Source organism: Photobacterium sp. GB-56, from assembly GCF_003026105.1.
GTDB lineage: Bacteria > Pseudomonadota > Gammaproteobacteria > Enterobacterales > Vibrionaceae > Photobacterium.
This window is the reverse complement of sequence record NZ_PYNW01000002.1, coordinates 141,655-161,571: the sequence shown is the minus strand read 5'-3', so window position 1 is coordinate 161,571 and position 19,917 is coordinate 141,655. Positions and strand designations below refer to the sequence as shown.

The 19,917-nt window shown below is 41.3% G+C and carries 12 protein-coding genes; 7 read left to right on the top strand and 5 right to left on the bottom strand.

The genetic code is table 11. From position 1 onward, the window contains the following. The first annotated feature begins 7 nt into the window (after positions 1-7). The 3 genes from glpK to glpD all read left to right on the top strand — a co-directional run bounded on the left by glpK (position 8) and on the right by glpD (position 4,201). The gene (gene glpK / locus C9J42_RS03420) at positions 8-1,525 is read left to right on the top strand and encodes a glycerol kinase GlpK (RefSeq protein WP_107206243.1); all 1,518 of its coding nucleotides are present in this window, start codon (positions 8-10) and stop codon (positions 1,523-1,525) included. 173 nt (positions 1,526-1,698) lie between these two features. Beyond that, positions 1,699-2,481, top strand: coding sequence for a DeoR/GlpR family transcriptional regulator (locus tag C9J42_RS03415; protein ID WP_107259625.1), 783 nt, complete (start codon positions 1,699-1,701; stop codon positions 2,479-2,481). 175 nt (positions 2,482-2,656) lie between these two features. Then, entirely contained in the window at positions 2,657-4,201 is a 1,545-nt protein-coding gene (glpD, locus tag C9J42_RS03410; RefSeq protein ID WP_107301654.1) for a glycerol-3-phosphate dehydrogenase, read from the top strand. A gap of 72 nt (positions 4,202-4,273) precedes the next feature. Here the strand turns inward: glpD and helD are convergent, their stop codons facing one another. Then, complete coding sequence (gene helD, locus C9J42_RS03405) at positions 4,274-6,355, bottom strand: DNA helicase IV (protein ID WP_107287127.1); 2,082 nt, start codon at positions 6,353-6,355, stop codon at positions 4,274-4,276. 470 nt (positions 6,356-6,825) lie between these two features. Between helD and yccS the strand changes: the two genes are divergently transcribed. After that, positions 6,826-9,009 (top strand): YccS family putative transporter, encoded by a 2,184-nt coding sequence (gene yccS / locus C9J42_RS03400; protein WP_107301653.1) that lies wholly within the window; start codon positions 6,826-6,828, stop codon positions 9,007-9,009. A 311-nt stretch (positions 9,010-9,320) separates the two neighbouring features. Here the strand turns inward: yccS and torC are convergent, their stop codons facing one another. Then, positions 9,321-10,499, bottom strand: a complete 1,179-nt coding sequence (gene torC, locus C9J42_RS03395) for a pentaheme c-type cytochrome TorC (RefSeq protein WP_107206238.1) — start codon at positions 10,497-10,499, stop codon at positions 9,321-9,323. Positions 10,500-11,074: 575 nt separating this feature from the next. Between torC and C9J42_RS03390 the strand changes: the two genes are divergently transcribed. Next, a complete protein-coding gene (locus C9J42_RS03390; RefSeq protein WP_107206237.1) occupies positions 11,075-13,717 on the top strand; it encodes a molybdopterin-dependent oxidoreductase in 2,643 nt (880 codons plus the stop codon). Positions 13,718-13,827: 110 nt separating this feature from the next. Here C9J42_RS03390 and C9J42_RS03385 read toward each other — a convergent pair whose 3' ends face one another. Beyond that, a complete protein-coding gene (locus C9J42_RS03385; RefSeq protein ID WP_107206236.1) occupies positions 13,828-16,905 on the bottom strand; it encodes an efflux RND transporter permease subunit in 3,078 nt (1,025 codons plus the stop codon). After that, positions 16,902-17,996, bottom strand: coding sequence for an efflux RND transporter periplasmic adaptor subunit (locus C9J42_RS03380; protein WP_107245952.1), 1,095 nt, complete (start codon positions 17,994-17,996; stop codon positions 16,902-16,904). The genes C9J42_RS03385 and C9J42_RS03380 overlap by 4 nt, the downstream gene beginning before the upstream one ends. Before the next feature lie 332 nt (positions 17,997-18,328). Between C9J42_RS03380 and C9J42_RS03375 the strand changes: the two genes are divergently transcribed. Together C9J42_RS03375 and C9J42_RS03370 are read left to right on the top strand one after the other, a co-directional pair. Continuing rightward, complete coding sequence (locus C9J42_RS03375; protein ID WP_107206234.1) at positions 18,329-18,625, top strand: hypothetical protein; 297 nt, start codon at positions 18,329-18,331, stop codon at positions 18,623-18,625. Positions 18,626-18,636: 11 nt separating this feature from the next. Continuing rightward, positions 18,637-19,407 (top strand): hypothetical protein, encoded by a 771-nt coding sequence (locus C9J42_RS03370; protein ID WP_107206233.1) that lies wholly within the window; start codon positions 18,637-18,639, stop codon positions 19,405-19,407. Positions 19,408-19,475: 68 nt separating this feature from the next. Here the strand turns inward: C9J42_RS03370 and C9J42_RS03365 are convergent, their stop codons facing one another. Then, positions 19,476-19,904, bottom strand: a complete 429-nt coding sequence (locus C9J42_RS03365; protein WP_107206232.1) for a GNAT family N-acetyltransferase — start codon at positions 19,902-19,904, stop codon at positions 19,476-19,478. Positions 19,905-19,917 lie beyond the last annotated feature (13 nt).

The window sequence follows — 19,917 nt, the reverse complement described above, 5'->3', positions numbered from 1 at the left end:
CAAAAACATGAACGATCCAAAATACATCGTAGCGTTAGACCAAGGCACAACAAGCTCTCGTGCAGTTATTCTTGACCACGATGCCAATATCGTAAGTGTCGCACAAAGAGAATTTACCCAAATTTATCCTCAAGCGGGTTGGGTTGAACATGATCCACTAGAGATCTATGCCACCCAAAGTTCAACCTTAGTCGAAGTATTAGGCCAGTCAGGTATTCGTAGCGATCAAATTGCAGCGATCGGTATTACAAACCAACGTGAAACTACTATTGTTTGGAATAAAGAAACAGGTAAGCCAGTTTATAACGCCATTGTATGGCAGTGTCGTCGTACCGCAGAGATCTGTGAAGAATTAAAGCAACGTGGATTAGAAGAATATGTACGCGAGAATACAGGTCTTGTCCTTGACCCTTATTTCTCTGGTACCAAAGTAAAATGGATTCTAGATAATGTTGATGGCGCGCGAGAAGATGCTGAAGCCGGTAAATTATTGTTTGGTACTGTTGATACTTGGCTAGTATGGAAAATGACTCAAGGCCGCGTTCACGTAACAGATTACACCAACGCCTCTCGTACCATGTTATTTAATATCAATACCCTTGAGTGGGATCAAAAGCTGCTCGATGAGTTAGGTATTCCTGCCTCTATGATGCCAGAAGTAAAACGCTCATCGGAAGTCTACGGTAAAACCAATATTGGTGGTAAAGGCGGCACACGTATCCCAATTGCGGGTATTGCCGGTGATCAACAAGCCGCTCTCTACGGTCAGATGTGTGTTGAGCCAGGGCAAGCTAAAAACACCTACGGAACGGGCTGTTTCTTGTTAATGAATACAGGACAAGAAAAAGTATCATCAACTCATGGTCTACTCACTACATTAGCCTGTGGCCCATCAGGTGAAGCATCCTACGCACTTGAAGGTGCTGTATTTATGGGGGGCGCATCGATTCAATGGCTACGTGATGAAATGAAACTATTAGCTGATGCCAAAGACTCCGAGTACTTTGCCACTAAGGTTGATACTTCAAACGGTGTTTATGTCGTACCGGCCTTTACGGGGTTAGGTGCGCCATATTGGGATGCTTACGCACGCGGCACAATTGTTGGCTTAACCCGAGGTGTGAACTCAAACCATATTATCCGTGCGACGCTTGAAAGTATTGCTTATCAAACCCGTGATGTTATTGACGCCATGAAAGCGGATTCAGGTATTCAGCTTGCCACATTGAAAGTTGACGGTGGCGCCGTAGCCAATAACTTCCTAATGCAATTCCAGTCTGATGTATTAGATACCGAAGTTCAGCGCCCAGAAGTCACCGAAGTCACTGCATTAGGTGCCGCTTATCTTGCAGGCTTAGCTGTCGGATTCTGGAGTAATATTGATGAGCTTAAAGATAAAGCCGTAATTAACCGCACTTTCAGTCCCCACGCTTGTGATGATAAGCGTGAGCGACGCTATAAAGGTTGGAAACGCGCAGTTAAATGCGCGCAAACATGGGCAGAAATGCATGATTGCGAAGATTAATTATTCATAAAACGAATAAAAGAGAAAAAGAGCGTTCTTTGTAACGCTCTTTTTTATTTGAATACAGATAAGAGAATTGAATCACTTCTATGGAAAGGAAAATTAAAGCACAATAGATAGCATTATATTTAAATGTATATCTGGCAATGCCAAGTAAGACAGGGAAATTTTTAGTGAAACAAATACCAAGACACCAAGAAATTATAGAGTTGGTGAAAAAACAAGGCTATGTCAGTACAGAAGAGTTAGTCGAACGTTTTAACGTCAGCCCTCAAACGATTCGCCGCGATCTGAACGAACTCGCCGACGCTAATAAAATTCGTCGCTATCACGGTGGAGCTACGACGCCACTTAGCTCTGAAAATACCTCTTACATTACCCGTAAATCACTTAATTTCAGCGAGAAAGACTTAATCGCTGCAAGTCTTGTTAAACATATCCCTGATGGTGCATCGCTGTTTATTGATATCGGCACTACACCTGAAGCTGTCGCACGTGCGTTGTGTGTCCAACACAAACAACTACGTGTTGTAACCAACAACTTAAATGCTGCCACGATTTTGTTATCAAACCCAGAAATTAAAGTGATTCTCGCCGGCGGTGAAGTTCGTGATCATGATGGCGGTATCATTGGAGAAGCCACGCTCGATTTCATCCAACAATTTCGCTTAGATTTCGGCATCTTAGGCATAAGTGGTATCGATAATGACGGCTCGTTACTTGATTTTGATTATCATGAAGTGCGCGTAAAGCAAGCCATTATTGAAAATAGCCGCCGAGTATTTCTTGCTGTGGATCACTCTAAATTTGGACGTAATGCGATGGTCAAACTGGGCTGTATTTCGCAAGTGGATGCACTCTTTACCGATCAGCTCCCACCTGAAAATATTCTTTCAATTATTAATGAACATCAATTACAAATTGAGGTGGTTTCAGAGCATGACCATAATGAGTAAAACATGCTAACAATCGCAAAACTCATTCAATATAAAAGCGCATTTTTTTATACAAATCACATAAACGAGCAAAAACGAACAACAAACGAAAACAATAAATGATCACAAACGAAACTTAAGTTATGCTTACATTATGCTCTCTTATGTTCGTTTGCTCATTTTTTAAGGTCGTTTTATGGATATCACTAAAAACAATAGCGCAACCCCTCTTCTCGATATCATCGTCATCGGTGGCGGTATTAATGGTGCTGGTATTGCAGCAGATGCGGCTGGTCGAGGCTTAAATGTTGCTTTATACGAAGCAAATGATTTTGCCTCTGCCACATCATCTGCAAGTTCAAAGCTCATCCATGGTGGTCTACGCTACCTTGAACATTATGAATTTCGCCTTGTTTCCGAAGCACTCGCTGAACGTGAGGTGCTCTTAAAAAAAGCGCCTCATGTTGCCGAGCCGATGCGATTCCGCCTTCCTCACCGTCCTTTTTTACGCCCAGCTTGGATGATCCGCAGTGGTCTATTTCTTTATGATAATTTAGGCAAACGAACCACCTTACCTGCGAGTAAAAAAATTAATCTGGCACAATCTGGTTTACTTAAACCAGAAATGAAAGTGGGGTTTGAGTACTCTGATTGCTGGGTTGATGACGCGCGTTTAGTGCTATTAAACATTATGGCTATTGAAGAAAATGGCGGCGAGGTTGCTAACTACTGCAAAGTTGAAAGCGCGGTACGAGAAGGGGATATTTGGCGCGTTACAATGGTTGATCAACGTACAGGTGAGCGCTTTGAGCGACGAACCAAAGCGCTTGTTAATGCGGCAGGACCTTGGGTTAAACAATTTTTTGATAACGGTTTAGAAACGCCATCGCCTCGCAACATTCGTTTGATCAAAGGCTCTCACATTGTCGTGCCAAAAATTCATAATGAAGAGCAAGCCTATATTCTTCAGAACAAAGATAACCGAATTGTTTTTGTTATTCCCTACCTTGATGACTTTTCAATCATTGGCACCACAGATCTGGAATACAAAGGCGATCCTCGTCATGTCGCGATTGATGAGACTGAGATCGACTACCTAATTGATATTGTAAATCAACACTTTGTTGATCAACTCCACCGAGAAGATGTGGTGTGGACGTTTAGCGGCGTTCGTCCACTGTGTGATGATGAATCAAATTCACCACAAGCAATCACACGTGATTACACACTAGAACTTGAGCAAGAACTCGACCAAGCACCTTTGCTTTCAATTTTTGGTGGCAAATTGACGACCTACCGAAAGCTGTCAGAATCGGCGATGAAACACCTAGAACCTTTCTTCCCGCAAATGGGCAAATCATGGACAGCCAATCAAGCCCTACCTGGTGGAAATTTTAGCTGTTCACGAAAACAACTCGCAGAAAGCTTACAAAGCCGTTACCCATGGCTAAGTGATAAACAAGCACTACGTTATGTAAAACAATTTGGAAGTTACTGCTATAAGATGTTGGCAGATGTAGCTTGTATTGACGATATGGGCATTCAATTTGCTGATGGTGTTTACCAAAAAGAAATTGATTATGTTATCGCACATGAACATGTGAAAACGGTCGAAGACTTCTTATGGCGCCGAACTAAATTGGGGTTATACCTAACCGATGAGCAGCAATTACAGGTCAAAGAGTACATCGATGCCAATGCTCCATCAAACAACATCGTTAGTTTCCATAAAGTCGGCTAATAAAGCCACAACTTACTTTTACAGAAATAAAAAACCGACCTTTAATAGGTCGGTTTTTTAACAATCACATCATTACTTAATGCGTTTAATCTTATTATTTACAGGGTACTTATCTTCGATTAACTCATTGATAAAAGAAGATGTATTATGTGAACCAGCACATACCCATACATGTTTACGCGCACGTGTTAACGCCACATAGAACAAACGGCGTTCTTCAGCATCAGTATAGTTTTCAGTACGTGGTTGCATCACAGCAGCTAAACCTGTTTCACGATCTGGAGACGGGAAAATACCTTTGTTAACATCAACAATAAAGACATAATCAGCTTCACGCCCTTTACTCGCGTGGCATGTCATGTATTTCAAGTTAAGTTGTGGCCACTGTGCTTTCCAGTCTTCAAACTTTGCTGGTTTCTGCTTATTGTTACGACCCAAGATCATCACGCTCGTTTCTTTATTATCATAAAGTTTGGCTAAACGGGTTAAATCTTGCAGCATTAAATCACTATCAAGCAAGGTAACCGCTTTCTTATTTTGTTTCGTAAAGCTGGTTAACTGCTTTTTAATTTGGCTTGGGTTTTGTTGAATAAACAAGTTTGCCACTTCACCAATCATGCTATTAAAGCGATACGTTGTTGATAGCTCAGTGATATGAGATGAACCAAAACGCCCTTCAAAGTCAGTCGTTAGGTTAACATCAGCCCCCGCAAAGCGGTAAATAGCCTGCCAATCATCCCCAACGGCAAACAAGGTTGGTGTCGACTTACCTTCTACTTTCTGGCCGCATAATGCTTCAATTAGCGCTAAACGTTGTGGCGAAATATCTTGGTACTCATCCACCATAATAAAGCGCCAAGGTGACACAAACTTACCTTCTTTAACATATTGAGTTGCCACATCAATCATACTGTTAAAGTCGATTTGTTTCTTTGATTTTAAGTACTGCTGATAAGCTTGATAGCAAGGCCACAATAACTCTAATTCGCTCTTCATGCGCGGGCGCATCGCTGGGTTATTGTTATTTTGAATTTCTTCTATTAGCGCTTCTTTCGACAATGTCGATTGACCTAATAATTCAATATGGCGCCAAACCCAAGCTTGCAATTGCTCATTTTCAGCCTGCTGTTCCATCGTGTTTTCTTTGCTAAAACCCGGAACTCGCCATTGCGTAAGGTGACGTTGCCATTTGCTCGCTGACGCTGATTTATTCCATTGTTCAATCAACATACGGGCAATCCATGCTGAACGAACACGTGCATCAATAGCGACACCTGCTACATTAGGCTTTTCTTTTTCTACTTCTGCGATGATTTGCGAACCTAAGCTATGGAAGGTAGCAACTTTCACGCGATCGCTGACTTTCTCCCCCATACGCTCCGACATTTCTTCTGCCGCTTTTCGGCCAAATGCCAGCATCAAAATATCTTCAGGTACGGCTTGCTGACTCGCAATTAAGTAGCCTGCACGAGCCACCAAAACACTGGTTTTACCCGTACCTGCACCGGCAAGTACTAAGTTATGATCTTGGTTGATTAACGCCGCTTCTCGTTGAGAGTCATTTAATGGTGAACGCTCAAAACTATCAAACCATGATCCCCATTTTTCAGATTGCTGCTTAATCCAAGTCTTATTGTGTTCTTCAACCCAATCTTGATGTTCTTCTAGCCAAGGCGAAATTTTTTCAAAGCTACGAGGACGGAATGATGCCGCTAACTCTGGTGTTAAATCTGTATCAGCAAGCGATTGATGAAGGAAAGTATGTAACGATTCATGCTCAGAGCCACGTAAATAGCCCGGCTGTGATGAAAATTTGCCAATACGCTGTAAGATTTCAGGTAAAACAGCGTCTAATTTATCAACGCGATTTCTTGCCCAATCTTGATACGTGCGGATAAGAAAAGCGGCAAACGGCTTACATTCGCTCCAAGGCAAACCATGAATAGTCCAGCAATATTGCTGATCAGAAGAAGTTAGCTCTAACGCTCCCCATAACACACCACGATGTATTTCAATTGAGCCATCCCAATCGTCAAACGAGATCACTTCTGAGCCAACTTGGCTATCTAAAACCAATGCATTGTCATCTAAAGCGATACTGTAATAATCACCCTGCACTAACCATTGTGCTAACCAACTGGCACTTAATTGCATTATCTCACCAACTTTTCCATATTCTTATATGGGCGTAATATTGAACATAGCCGCTTAAAAAAACGTGCAGCTAAAATAGAAAAGGTCCAATCACCCTATGATCGGATGTCTACCCAAGTTTCTTGGGTTTATATCGCTATAGAGTACCAATAACTCCTGTTATGCCATAGCGTTCTAAGATTTATTTACTTATTAATTCCACTAGCAGAACAAACAAATGTATTTTTGGATTCAGCTTCAATAGTAAAGTTCAACCAATGAACAAAACTTGCTCGTTTTTATCAAACGAACGTTCTTTCATGAGATGTCGATGCAGTATCTATCACCAAATTCTGTTATCGTTAAGCCGATTTCTAAGCTACATAACCCAATAATTTAAGTCTTTATAGAACTTCCATTGGATCAAATTTACGGCAAGGTTATTCTAGCCGTTCGCTGTAATTATTTATCAGAAGATTGTTAATATCTATATGCAAACTAACAAGTTACATCTAAATTTTCGCCGTTACTGGGTGAACGATAGAATAAACTACTCAATTCGTGTTCTCATTGCGTTAGTTGGCGTCGTACTCCCTTGCTGGTATTACAATTCTAATAGCGAGGTGACACCGTTAGTACTAGGGGTTATTGCTGCTGCGCTAGCTGAAACTGATGACAATTTTCTCGGTAGAATTAAAGCGCTTTCGCTCACTTTACTTTGTTTTTTAATTGCATCTGTTTCGATTGAAGTCCTATTCCCTTATCCTCTCTTTTTTGCATTAGGACTGTTCACGTCAACATTTTGTTTCATCATGTTAGGTGCAATGGGATCACGCTACGCAAGTATTGCATTTGCTTCATTATTGCTGGCGGTTTACACCATGCTAGGTGCTGATCATAGTGTCGATTTATGGTCCCAGCCGATGTTGTTACTAGGCGGTGCATTTTGGTATGGCTGTTTATCCTTAGCATGGCACATCCTTTGGCCTAACCAACCCGTACAACGCAGCCTTGCTAATGTGTTTAGCGAGTTTGCCGATTATTTAGATCATAAAAGCCAACTCTTTGAACCTGTTGCCGACTTAGTGCCGCAACCTCTTCGATTAAAAGCTGCAAGCCAAAACGCACGAGTCGTTAACGCGCTAAATTCAGCAAAAGCCACCCTGTTACACCGAGCAAGACGCGGACAACCCAACACGACAGGCGATAAATTCTTAACAATTTATTTTATGGCACAAGATATTCATGAACGTGCCAGTTCTTCGCATTATCGTTACCAAGATTTAGCAGCCAACTTTAACCGTAGTGATGTGCTATTTCGTTTCCAACGTTTATTACGTTCTCAAGCCGTTGCTTGCCGTGATATTTCAACTGCATTAGCAATGGGGAAATCGTACACCCACGATGAAAAAAGCATGAAAGCCTTAAATGAGCTGCAAGATTCATTACAGTACCTCCATAGCCAAAATAAACCAGAATGGAAAATGCTGTTAATCCAACTCGATTTCCTATTCAACAACCTCGCCACGGTTGAACGTCAGTTAATGAACATCAATAACCCTGATGCAACCTATAATGAGGACAATGACGAAATTCAGTTATCAGATAACGAAGCGCATGGTTTTAAAGAATTAGGTAAACGTATCAGCGCCCAGTTCAATACCGACTCCATACTTTTTCGTCATGCGATACGTATGGCAATAGCGTTAACGGTGGGCTACGGCTGTATTCAAGCACTCGATCTGCAACGGGGTTATTGGATATTGCTGACCACCCTTTTTGTCTGTCAGCCAAACTACAGTGCGACTCGCCAAAAACTACGCCAACGTGTTATTGGCACTTTGGCAGGTATCTTCGCAGGTATTCCGCTGCTTTATTTATTCCCAGGACAAGAAGGTCAACTGGTATTGATGGTTGCTGCAGGCGTGCTTTTCTTTGCCTTTAGAATGGTGAAATACGGCTGGGCAACGGCATTTATTACCTTACTCGTCTTATTCTGTTTTAACCAATTAGGTGAAGGGTATGCTGTTATTCTGCCGCGTTTAGGCGATACCTTAATTGGCTGTTTATTAGCCGTTTTAGCCGTTACCTTTATTTTGCCAGATTGGGAATCTAAGCGATTACACAAATCGATGTCAGGCGCTATCAATGCCAATAAAGATTACTTAGCACAAATTATTGGTCAGTACCGAATCGGTAAAAAAGACAGTTTAAGCTATCGTATCGCCCGTCGTGACGCCCACAATACTGATGCCCATTTAAATACGGCGATCAGTAATATGTTAGCAGAGCCTGAGCGTTACCAAATTGATGCTAATGAAAGTTTCCGATTCTTAACCTTAAACCATGCCATGCTCAGTTATATCTCGGCATTAGGTGCACACCGAACACAGCTCGATGACGATAAAACCCATCAGTTAGTGTCTGAAGCGCACCGTATTATTCACGCCCACTTAGAATGTTTAGCGGCACAACTGACAGGTAACACATGTCAAAAGGCACCCGCATTAGATCTCGATTTGGATCAGCGTTTAGGACAATGGCGTGATGAAGACTGCACCTCGGTACGTATGGTGTTACAGCAACTTCACTTGATCCACCGTATGCTCCCTGAAATGCACAAACTGGCGGAGCAGCTAGCACCTAAAGAGAAAAAACAAGAAGTGCCTGCGTAGTATTTAATATTGTGAAAAACACAAAAAGGACTGAGTGGAAACATTCAGTCCTTTTTTAATGTTTACTATTTATTCAACTCTCAAGCCAGCGTTAACGTTTGTACACATGCTTAATAAGAAGCCCTATAGGCACTAAATTCAATTTAGTGTTGTTGAGGAAACAAAAGGCTTAACACTAAAAATAAAAGTATTGTCTCAAGAGACAAGGTCAACAGAGAAAATAATCAATATATTAAAAAAGGGAACCTGATTTCTCAGATTCCCTTTCGGTGTTGCGTTACCGCAAGCTATCTATTTTTTAGCAAGTGATCTTACTCAGTTGCTTGCTCTGCCGCTGATTCTGCTGGTGCATCTTTAGCGTGAGCTTGTAGATATTTAAGTAATACACGCTCTTCGTTCTTATCAAGTGTGTAGTACTGTTGCATTGCTTTTAGGCCATCAACCCATGCGTTTGCAGTTAGGTGTTTTGGCTCTGGCGTTGCGTGACACTGGTTACAGCTTGCATCTAGGATTTCTTTACCGTAACCCCAAATAGGCTTGATGCTTGCAAGCATATCACGTTGTGTCATCCACGCTTCAACTTGAACTTGCTGCCATACTTGACCATCAGTCGCTGTTTGTGTGTTCAACACTTTCTGTGTTTTTTGTAGTTCAGGATCAATAGACGCGGTTTGGATTTGTTTCGCCATATCTTGAACTAACATACCAGTTGTTGAACCTTTGATTTCCCAACCGGTTAGTTCAACTTTTAGCATGTCACCGCTTTGGCCAACAACTTTCACTTCTGATGCTGGGTACAATTGACCTTGTGCATCATCAGAAGCTGCATCTTTCACAAACAACTGCTTAGATGTTAGAGAGTAAAGTGTTGTCGCTTCAGGCGCTTTCGCTGCATTAATGCTTAATTGCTTAAACGTTGCTTGGAAATCGTTGTTGATATGTGGCAACTGGTGAGCAATACCTTTGTGACACTCGATACAGTTCATATCTTTCGCTGCAGCGCCTGTCATTGCAGCCGCTGCTGCTGGTGATTGCTTAGCATGATCCATCGCAGAGTAAGAGTGACAGCTCTTACACGTCGCTGAATTGGTCTCTTTCATCATCTTCCAAACATTCTGTGCCATGCGTAGACGATTTTCTTCGAATTTCTTCGGTGTATCGATATCTTTACTAATGAACTCACTATAGATATCACCAATACCGCCCAATTTCGCCTTCATGAAAGCAATTGGGTTATTTTCAGGAATATGACAATCACGACACTGTGCACGAACACCATAAGCGTTCTTAAAGTGAATGCTTGTTTTATATTCGTTGTAGTTTTCCTTCATCGAGTGACAAGCAGTACAAAACTCGTTAGTAGAAGTGAATTCAATCGATTTGTGGAAAGTAAATACGCCTGCAAGTGTAATTAATACACAAACAACAGCAATTGCTAAAACGGAATAGCGACTGCTTGGCTTTATAAGAAAGTGCCAGAGCTTCTTCATTGATGTTCCAAAATGAATTAAACGTCAAAATGACGTTAAAAGAAAATGTTACGTACAAAAATAGCAGTCGAATATGAATACGGCAATGCGAGTTATTAATAAAAAATAAATTTTTATTAATATAATTCATTACGTTGATTTTGTGATTGATTATTAACTTGAATTATTTAGAGCTCTAAATGTTTTTTATCTGTCAATAGTCTTTTACTATTTGTAACACAATCAAGAATTATTGAAACAAAATCACATTTATCTATTAATAATCAACTAATTGTCAGGTTAATGCTTGTCACAATTATTATTATACCATCTTAACAAGGTCGCTATTGATAATGATTTTCAATTAACCTTTGCTTAATGCGCTAAATATTCTAGGATTTATATCGACCATTAAACATATTAAACTTAGGTGATCTTTTTTGAAAACTTACTTTCCATTTGGCCCTATAATATATTTCTCATTTCCGTGTAGCCTATCAAGAATTATTAAAAAAATAGGCATCAATACCGAATAAATATTGGGCGCATATTTTGCCTTAATTTTTTATAACTCGGACTGTCTTCGGAATATAATTATGACCCTATCACGTCGAAACTTTTTAAAAGGTTCGGTAGCAACCGCGATTGCTGCCAACGGACTCACACTTTTTCCTGCAGGCAAGGTATTTGCGGCTGACACGCAAGTTATTCCATCTGCATCTCACTATGGTCCTTTTAAAGCGGTTGTTAAAGAAGGTAAGTTAATTGGCGTTCAACCACTGAACGACGTTGACCCATTCCCAACAGAAATGTTGACTAAAGGTGTGTTAAGCCGTACTTATTCTGACACACGTATTAAATACCCTATGGTGCGTAAGTCTCTGCTTGAAGATCCATTAGGCAATCACAATCCGCATTTACGTGGTAAAGAACCGTTTGTTCGTGTTGATTGGGACACGGCAATTGCCCTAGCGGCTTTCTGTATTGCGCGTACAATCGAAAATCACGGTAATGAAGCGGTATTCAGTTCTTCTTACGGTGGTTGGTCTCACAGTGGCCTTAACCGTCCACAAACCCTACAAGGTCGTTTCTTTAACCTTATTGGCGGTCAAAGTATCTGTGCGGGTGATTACTCCGCTGGTGCATCTGAAGTTATTCTTCCTCACGTTATTGGTGATATGGAAGTGTACTCACCACAAACCGCGTGGAAAATCATAGAAGATAATACAGAAGCTGTTCTATTCATTGGTTGTGATCCTTGGAAAACAAACCGTGTTGAATTCCGTGTTGCAGACCACTCAATGCAAAAGCACTGGGAAGCGTTTAAAGAGAAAGGCATTAAGTTTATCTCTATTAACCCTCAGAAAACCCAAACGGACAAAGCTCTTGACAGTGAAATGATCAATATCCGTCCTAACACGGATACTGCGCTATTTACTGCGATGTCTTACCACCTATGTAAAACAGGTAAGAACGATCAAGCTTATTTAGATAAGTACACTGTAGGTTTTGATAAGTACCTTGATTACCTAATGGGTAAAGAAGACGGTATTGAGAAAACACCAGAGTGGGCAGAAAAGATCACTGGTCTTCCTGCCGCTAAAATCGTTGAAATTGCAGAGCTTTGTGTAACTAAACGTACTCAAATCGCAGCGGGTTGGGCACTACAACGTGCTGATCACGGTGAAATGATCCACTGGTCTATCATCAACTTTGCTGCGATTGCAGGTAAGATTGGTAAGCCGGGTGAAGGGACAGGCTTTAGCTGGCACTATGGTAACGGTGGTATGCCAACGTCTGGTAAGCGTATGCCTATCGGTCTATCTCAAGGTCGTAACCCAATCACTAAAACATGTCCGGTTGTTATGATTTCAGATATGTTGAAAAACCCAGGTAAAGCCTACACCCGTGATGGCGCGAACCTAACGTTACCAAAAGCGAAATTGATCTATAACGCAGGTAACAACCTTCTTTCGCACCAGCAAGATACTAATGAGTTAATCCAAGCGCTTAACGAGAATATTGACACCATTATCTGTCAAGACCCTTGGTGGTGTGCAACGGCGAAATACTCAGATATCGTGCTCCCAACAACAACAACACTAGAGCGTGACGACATCACTTCTGGTGGTACTTACAGCAACAACAAAATTTATGCGATGCGTAAAGTGGTTGAGCCTGTAGGTGAAAGCCTAGACGATTACGAAATCTTCTCTCGTCTTGCCTTCATGTTTAACGTACATAAAGAGTTTACTGACGGTAAAACCATGTACCAACACATTAGAGCCTCTTACGAAGCTTCTGATGCGACAGATGACTTCAAAACATTCTGGCAAAACGGCATTACTCACCTATCAACACCTGCTGATGCTAACAGCTTTGTTCGTCATGGTGATTTCTACGCCGATCCTGAGAAAAACCCACTTCATACGCCAAGTGGTAAGATCGAACTTTACAGTGAAACACTTGCGAAGTTTAAAGCCTTTGAGTGTCCACCCATGCCACAATGGATGCCCCCATTTGAATGGTTAGGTAATGCGAAGAAAGATCAGGTTCACGTACTAAGCCCACACCCATGGATGCGTCTACACTCACAAATGGCTAACGCTGATGTGAATAGCTACGAGTCTGTTGATGGTCGTCAGATTGTGCTTATCAACAAAGATGATGCGGCAGCACGTGGCGTGAAAGATGGCGATGTGATTGAAGTGTACAACGACCGTGGTGCGCTACTTGCGGGTGCACGCATTACTGATGAAGCAATGCCAGGTGTTATTTACATTCACGAAGGTGCATGGCTACAGCTTGATGAGAAAGGCCGTTGTAACTCCGGCTCTATCAACATGCTAACCAGCAGTAAAACAAGTAGTGGTTTAGCACAGGCAACCAGTGCTAATACCTGTTTGGCTTACTTCAAGAAATGTACTGATGTACTAACACCAAACAAAGCGTATGAGCCACCGCAAATTGTTAAGTCTAAATTCCAAGTGGATATTTGGTCACTACAATTAGGTAAGCGCTTAAAAGCGGTTGCAGCAGAGCAAGGTCCACAGCAATCACCGGGTGAGAAACTGTTCTACGGTAGCTGTACTCTATGTCACGCAGCACCACACCCAAGTGACTTCACTTACAAGCAGTGGAAAGGTATTACAACAAGTATGTTCCCACGCGCAGGTCTAAACGATAAAGACCGTAAGCTTGTACTTGATTTCTTAAAAGAGAATGCAAAAAAAGAGTGATTGAACCCATTCACTTTAAACGCTGAAATATTTTCGGTGACAATATAATAAAAACAAAACGCAGCCAACTTGGCTGCGTTTTTCTTTATCTCTAACGCACCACTGATGCGTTAAGATTCGTGAGCGTTAATGTTCTTTTTGCGCTTTAATTTTTGCACCATCAAATACACACTTGGCACGACAAATAATGGATCAACAATACCTAGTGCCATACCAGCGATAATAATGATCCCCAGTGAGCCCATCGCATTAGCTCCCGGCCCTGATTCCCACAATAATGGTAACGAGCCTAATATCATTGTCAGTGAAGTCATTAATATTGGACGCAAACGGGTTTTGGTCGCTTTGAGGATCGCTTCTCGCGGTGCTAACCCTTCGGCTTGTAATTCATTAGCAAACTCAGTGATTAATATACCGTGCTTACAAATCAAACCTATCAGTGTCACTAAGCCTATTTGTGAATACACATTTAAGGTGAAATCACTAAAATACAACGCCCATAGCGCCACTGATAATGTAATGGGGAGTGATAGCATGACCACTAACGCATCGACGACACTCTCAAATTGCGCACTCAATACCATATAGATGAAGATTAATGCAGCGATAAATACAAACAGCATTTGTTGGTTTGCATCAAGGTACTGTTTGGCTTCGTCCACATAGGTGTAATTAGCATTCGTGGGTAAAATATCTGGCAGCATACGGTTTAAGGCAGCAATGCCCTCGCCCATGCTGACACCATCAGCCAATCGAATAGCCAGTGAGGCAGAGGTCGCCCTGTCATATTGCTCAAGTGAGCGTGGCCCTACTTCATTCTCTATACTAATCAACGCAGACATCGGCACTAATTGCCCTTTCTTATTAGCAATCATCAGCTGTTTTAATGAATCAGGCGTCAGAGTAAACAAGGATTCCAACTGTACATGCAGCGGATAATTGGTTCCTTGATAGCTCATATCATTACTGAAACTCTTACCACTCATTGCCAACTTGAGGATTTGCTGAATATTGCGGAGCGGCACATCATATTGTGAAGCTAATACGCGATTAATATTAATCTTAAATTGGTTCTGATCGAATTTAAGATTACTACGCGCATTAGAAAATAACGGTGACTGTTGGATTTTATAAGTCACTTCGGTCAGCTCTTTTGCCAGCACTTGCTCATCAACACTACTACTGACATTGATATCGATACCGCCACTGTTACCACGACGGCCACCACCTGTTTCAATTGCAGGAATAACGCCGGTATAAACACGGTTGCCACCTGCTTTTAATCGCGCATTGATCATTTCACTGATTTTCTGTGCTGATAAATCACGTTCTTGCCACGGTTTTAAGGTCACAAAACCACGAATAAAATCAGTACTAGCAAGAATCGCAACATGCGCAATATCAGGAATATGCTTAAGCTGCGTATTCATGTTATCGATCATTTTTTGCTGACTGGTGTCGTCGCTACTTCCCACCAAGGGCTGAAATAAAAATATTTGCCCTGAATCCTCATCTGGTAGCATTTCTGATGGCGTTTGGGTAAATGGCCAATAGCTACTAGCCAAAACAACGACCATCACTAATAAGGTCGTTTTTCGCCAATCAATGGTGACTGATAACATTCGATGATAAGCATTAGATAAGCGATCTAATTGTTTATTCACTCCATTTTCAAAACGCCCTGCAGGTTTATGATTCATCATTTTGCTGCACATCATGGGTGATAATGTCAGCGCTACAATACCAGAAATAATCACCGTTCCCGCTAAAGTAAAAGCGAACTGCTGGAACAATTGTCCAGTAATCCCATCGACTAAACCTACCGGTATATAAACCGCAGCTAGGGTTAAGGTTGTTGCAATAATAGCGAAACCGATTTGGCGACAAGCAATGGCTGTTGCCTTAAATACGGAATCATGGAAACGTAATTGACGGTGGACATTTTCGACCACTACGATAGCGTCGTCCACCACCAGCCCTACCGCCAATAGCATCGCAAGGAGTGTCAAAGAGTTAATGCTAAAACCTGCCAATTTAAGAATGATGAACGAACAGGATAAACAGACAGGAATAGTCACAATTGGAATCAAGGCAATACGCAAATTACCAAGGAATAACCAGATAACACCCGCAACCAGTATTACCGCTAGACCGATCGCAATATACACATCTTCTAGTGCGGTAATAATAAAGGTCGATTTATCCAGCAAGACTTTCGCTTGCATGCCGCTTGGTAAGGTCATTGAATCTAACAAGCCGTGAACTTGTTCAGAGAGTACCAGTGGGTTTGCCGTTGCGGTGTACTGAGGATTTAACACAAACAGCATGGCATTTTTCTTCGAGAAATCCACCAGCGGTTTCACTTCACGTTGGCTGCTTGGTGTACCAATCGTGATATCTGCCACTTGATCTAATCGAATAGGTTGCTGCTGATAAGTCGCAATAATGGTCTTTTTAATATCATCAAGACTTGAAATCGCCCCAGTTGAGACCAACTGATACTGGCTTTCTGTACCGGATGTTTTTCCGCTGATCGCTGTAATGCTGTTTACGTCAGTGATTTTGTTAATCACATTATTCAGCGTCAAACCATAGTAATACACTTTATCGGGATTTAGGGTGATCAACACTGATTGACTAGAGCTTGGCGCTACACTTACCGCGCCTGCGGCAGGTAATTGTTCTAACTGTGGTAATAGCGTATCAATACCATACTGGTGAAATTCATATTCCGCTTGATGGGGGCCAGGTGTTAAACCAATCAACATCGCAGGCATTCCCTGATCGTCTGATTTGGTCACTTTCGGCGAAATATCATCAGGTAACTTGTTTTCAATATTACCAATATCATTATGAATTTCACTGACTAAGGTATCGATTTCACTGTCATCAACACTCGATGCGACATCGATAATGATATTGCCTCGCCCTTGACGTGCAGTCGCTGATAAATGGCTGATTCCCTCTGTACCAGCAATAGCATTTTGAATCGGGATCAACACTTCAGTCATCATATTTTGTGCCGCTAACGCACTATCATGGACGGTCACTTGAATTTTGGATTGGCTAATTTGTGGGGTATAGCGCCAAGGCAACTTTTGACAAAAAATCAGACCAATGAATACAGGGATCAACCACAATACAGTACATAACACCGGACGGCGTAAACACAGCTCCGTTAATTTCATTTTTTACCTGCCGTTACTGACTGTAATGATGATTGTGTCGTTGGCTGTTGCGCGGACGTGACTTCCACTTTTTGGTCAGTTCGTAGGTAGTTTTGTCCATTAATCACTAATTGATCTCCTACCGCTAACCCAGACAGAATCTGTACATAACCGTCGTAGTACTGACCGACTTTAACATCGCGTAATCTGGCTTTATTGTTCACAACAATAAATACCTGTGCGCCTTGAATATTGGTGATAAGTGATGAGGTGGGAATCGTAACTTGCTGAAGTAATTGTCGTGTTTGCTGAACAACTTTCACGTTTTGCCCTGGTGAAAACTGTTTCGCGTCAGGTAACTGCGCTTTTAAAGTCACAAGGCCCATTGCAATATTTGGAGACACGTAACTTACCGTGCCGTGAGCATATTTAGAAGGTGTAAGCTCTGAATAAACCGTCACTGTTTGATCAAGACGGTAATCTTGTTTTTGTGCTGCTGGCAGTTGATATTCAATCGACAATTGATCTGGGGTGTATAAGGTTGCAAGGGTATTACCCACAGTTACCACGTCGCCAACATGAAAATCAGTTTGACTGATCACACCATCAAATGGCGCTTTGATTGCCAACTCTGTAAGTTGAGATTCATCTTGCTCTAGTTGCGCTAAGGCCTGTTTATAATCACTTTCGCTGTCATCATAAGTACTTCGCGCAACGACACCTTTGTTCACTAACTCTTTTTGTCGTAGCCATGTTTGTTTAGTGGCGTTAAGTTGTGCCTGATCTCGTGCAACTTTTGCTTTAGCCGACGAAGGATCAAACTGCACTAATAGCTGGCCTTTCTTAACTGCTTCCCCAGCCTTGAAGTAGATAGCGGTTATTTGACTCGTCTCTAAACTTTTTAGCGCAACCGAATTATGGCTTTTCACTACCCCATAGCCCATGACCTGCTCCGTCAACGTGCGAGCTGTTACGGGCTGGGTCTCTACTTGAACGACCTTCGATGAATGCTGTTTATGAGGAGAAGAGTCGGACAGGATCTCTTGGTTACAACCAATAAGCATAATACTTACAGCAGCGAAGACTATGACTGGAATGTATTTATGTTTCATTATCATCTACTTATCTGGAAATTAAACAATATAAGCAAGGCGCTTATCTTAATTGCCAGCACCTCTAAACATACCTATAAAGAATTATATATTAACAAGGATATTTGTGAGGGTAAGTCAGAGCTATGTTGCTTTACAGTTATTTACATTCAGCACTCCATCAATAAATGAAAAATAACAATTATTTACAGTATGTTTTTTTGTACGTGTCGAATTTATAAATAATGAAAATTAAAAGTTATGACATAGTTAACAATGTGTAAATAGCGCATATTTACTTGTACTCTTTAACATTTATCTTATCAAGACCATTAAGTTAATAAGGGTACGCCATGTTCAGTAAGCGTGATAAATACGCTCTCATCTTATCAACTTTGTTGCTCGTAGGTTGTAACGGTTCAAGTTCTGAATCCACAACCACTATACCAACCGAGACACCAACCGAGACACCAGTTGAAGTCCCAGTTGAAAAAGATAAGACATTCTCTTCAGTTGAAGGCTTTGACAAATACATAGCTGAAAATGGAGAGATAAAAGAAGATCAAACCATAACACTAGATCTTGCCGATGGTGAGACATACGTTTTAAACAAGGATTTAACGATTAAAGGCAATTTAATCATCAAATAAGGACATTGATAATGACTAAACTTTTTCCTCTTTCTGCAATTGCTCTGCTGACAGGATTATCAACTGCCGCTTCTGCTGCTTCACTCGATGTTCATGGCGAGATTAAAATTAACGGTAAAACGGTTATTGATGATAAAGGTAACCTAATCCAAGATCAGAGCGATCTTATTAACATTGATGATTATGCTAATGCAGTACCTAATCGTGTTGTAACTTTAGCCGCTCCTGTGGATGAAAATGGCATTGCCAGCACGTATAAAATATCTTATGACGAAACTGGAAGAGAATATAAGGAAGAAGAGTTCTCGAATGAAAAACTTGTTTGGTCAACAACATGGGAAGATCGCACAACCTCACCATTAGCACATAAACGTACTGTTTTAAGTGACTGGGGTGAAGCGCCGATTATTACCACTTACAAAAATGAATTTACTACATCGTCTTCATACCCATTAGCACAAATTGGCGTAAGTATGTCTCGTGCTGATATCTACACAAGTACAGTTCTTAGCACTAACGATCCAAAAATCGAAGTTGGCAAAATTACAAATAAGTCAGATTATCAAAAGCTAACGGTTATTGATAAAACATCATTTAAAATGGGCGATACTACCGTTGAAGACTGTATTATCGTTACTTATAACGCTTCATGGCGAAACCACGCAATTCAGCTAGAATGGGGAGCAATAAAAACACTACAACTAGTGGATGAGTTTCGTACTTTCTGTAAAGGCTACGGCTTAGTACAATTTGGAAACTTTACAGCGCAATCTGCTGAATAATACTTTTAATGCAAAAAACGACCTTAAATTAAGGTCGTTTTTATTTTCTTAAACAAAACATTATAACGTTAGTTATTGTTTAACCTCTGCTCCATTGCCTGATGAGGAATATTGGCTTCCATAAATTCATCACCGTATGGAGTGAAACCCAGTTTACGGTAAAAATCGACAGCATGGGTTTGCGCGCCTAAGTCTACTCGGGGATAACCTTGCTGTTTAGCATAGTTCACTAAAGCTTGGACGACTTTGACACCTAAGCCTTGCCCACGTGCAGCCTTCATGATAGCAATACGACCGATATGACCATCAGCAAGAATGCGCCCCGTGCCTAATGGCTGTTCACCATCGACCACAAGTACATGCACCGCTTGTGTATCTAAGCCATCAAACTCAATTTCAGGATCAATTTGTTGCTCTTTAATAAACACCTGCTCACGTACTAAGCGAATACTCTCTTTATTCGCATCATCAAAAGCAACAATTTTTACATCTACCATGAAATATCCTATT

What these genes read in the sequence shown, in the direction of transcription:
- C9J42_RS03380 (WP_107245952.1), bottom strand. Translation starts at nt 17,996, where the DNA reads ATGAAACATAAATACATTCCAGTCATAGTCTTCGCTGCTGTAAGTATT.
- glpK (WP_107206243.1), top strand. Translation starts at nt 8, where the DNA reads ATGAACGATCCAAAATACATCGTAGCGTTAGACCAAGGCACAACAAGC.
- glpD (WP_107301654.1), top strand. Translation starts at nt 2,657, where the DNA reads ATGGATATCACTAAAAACAATAGCGCAACCCCTCTTCTCGATATCATC.
- C9J42_RS03365 (WP_107206232.1), bottom strand. Translation starts at nt 19,904, where the DNA reads ATGGTAGATGTAAAAATTGTTGCTTTTGATGATGCGAATAAAGAGAGT.
- C9J42_RS03375 (WP_107206234.1), top strand. Translation starts at nt 18,329, where the DNA reads ATGTTCAGTAAGCGTGATAAATACGCTCTCATCTTATCAACTTTGTTG.
- helD (WP_107287127.1), bottom strand. Translation starts at nt 6,355, where the DNA reads ATGCAATTAAGTGCCAGTTGGTTAGCACAATGGTTAGTGCAGGGTGAT.
- torC (WP_107206238.1), bottom strand. Translation starts at nt 10,499, where the DNA reads ATGAAGAAGCTCTGGCACTTTCTTATAAAGCCAAGCAGTCGCTATTCC.
- C9J42_RS03385 (WP_107206236.1), bottom strand. Translation starts at nt 16,905, where the DNA reads ATGAAATTAACGGAGCTGTGTTTACGCCGTCCGGTGTTATGTACTGTA.
- yccS (WP_107301653.1), top strand. Translation starts at nt 6,826, where the DNA reads ATGCAAACTAACAAGTTACATCTAAATTTTCGCCGTTACTGGGTGAAC.
- C9J42_RS03370 (WP_107206233.1), top strand. Translation starts at nt 18,637, where the DNA reads ATGACTAAACTTTTTCCTCTTTCTGCAATTGCTCTGCTGACAGGATTA.
- C9J42_RS03390 (WP_107206237.1), top strand. Translation starts at nt 11,075, where the DNA reads ATGACCCTATCACGTCGAAACTTTTTAAAAGGTTCGGTAGCAACCGCG.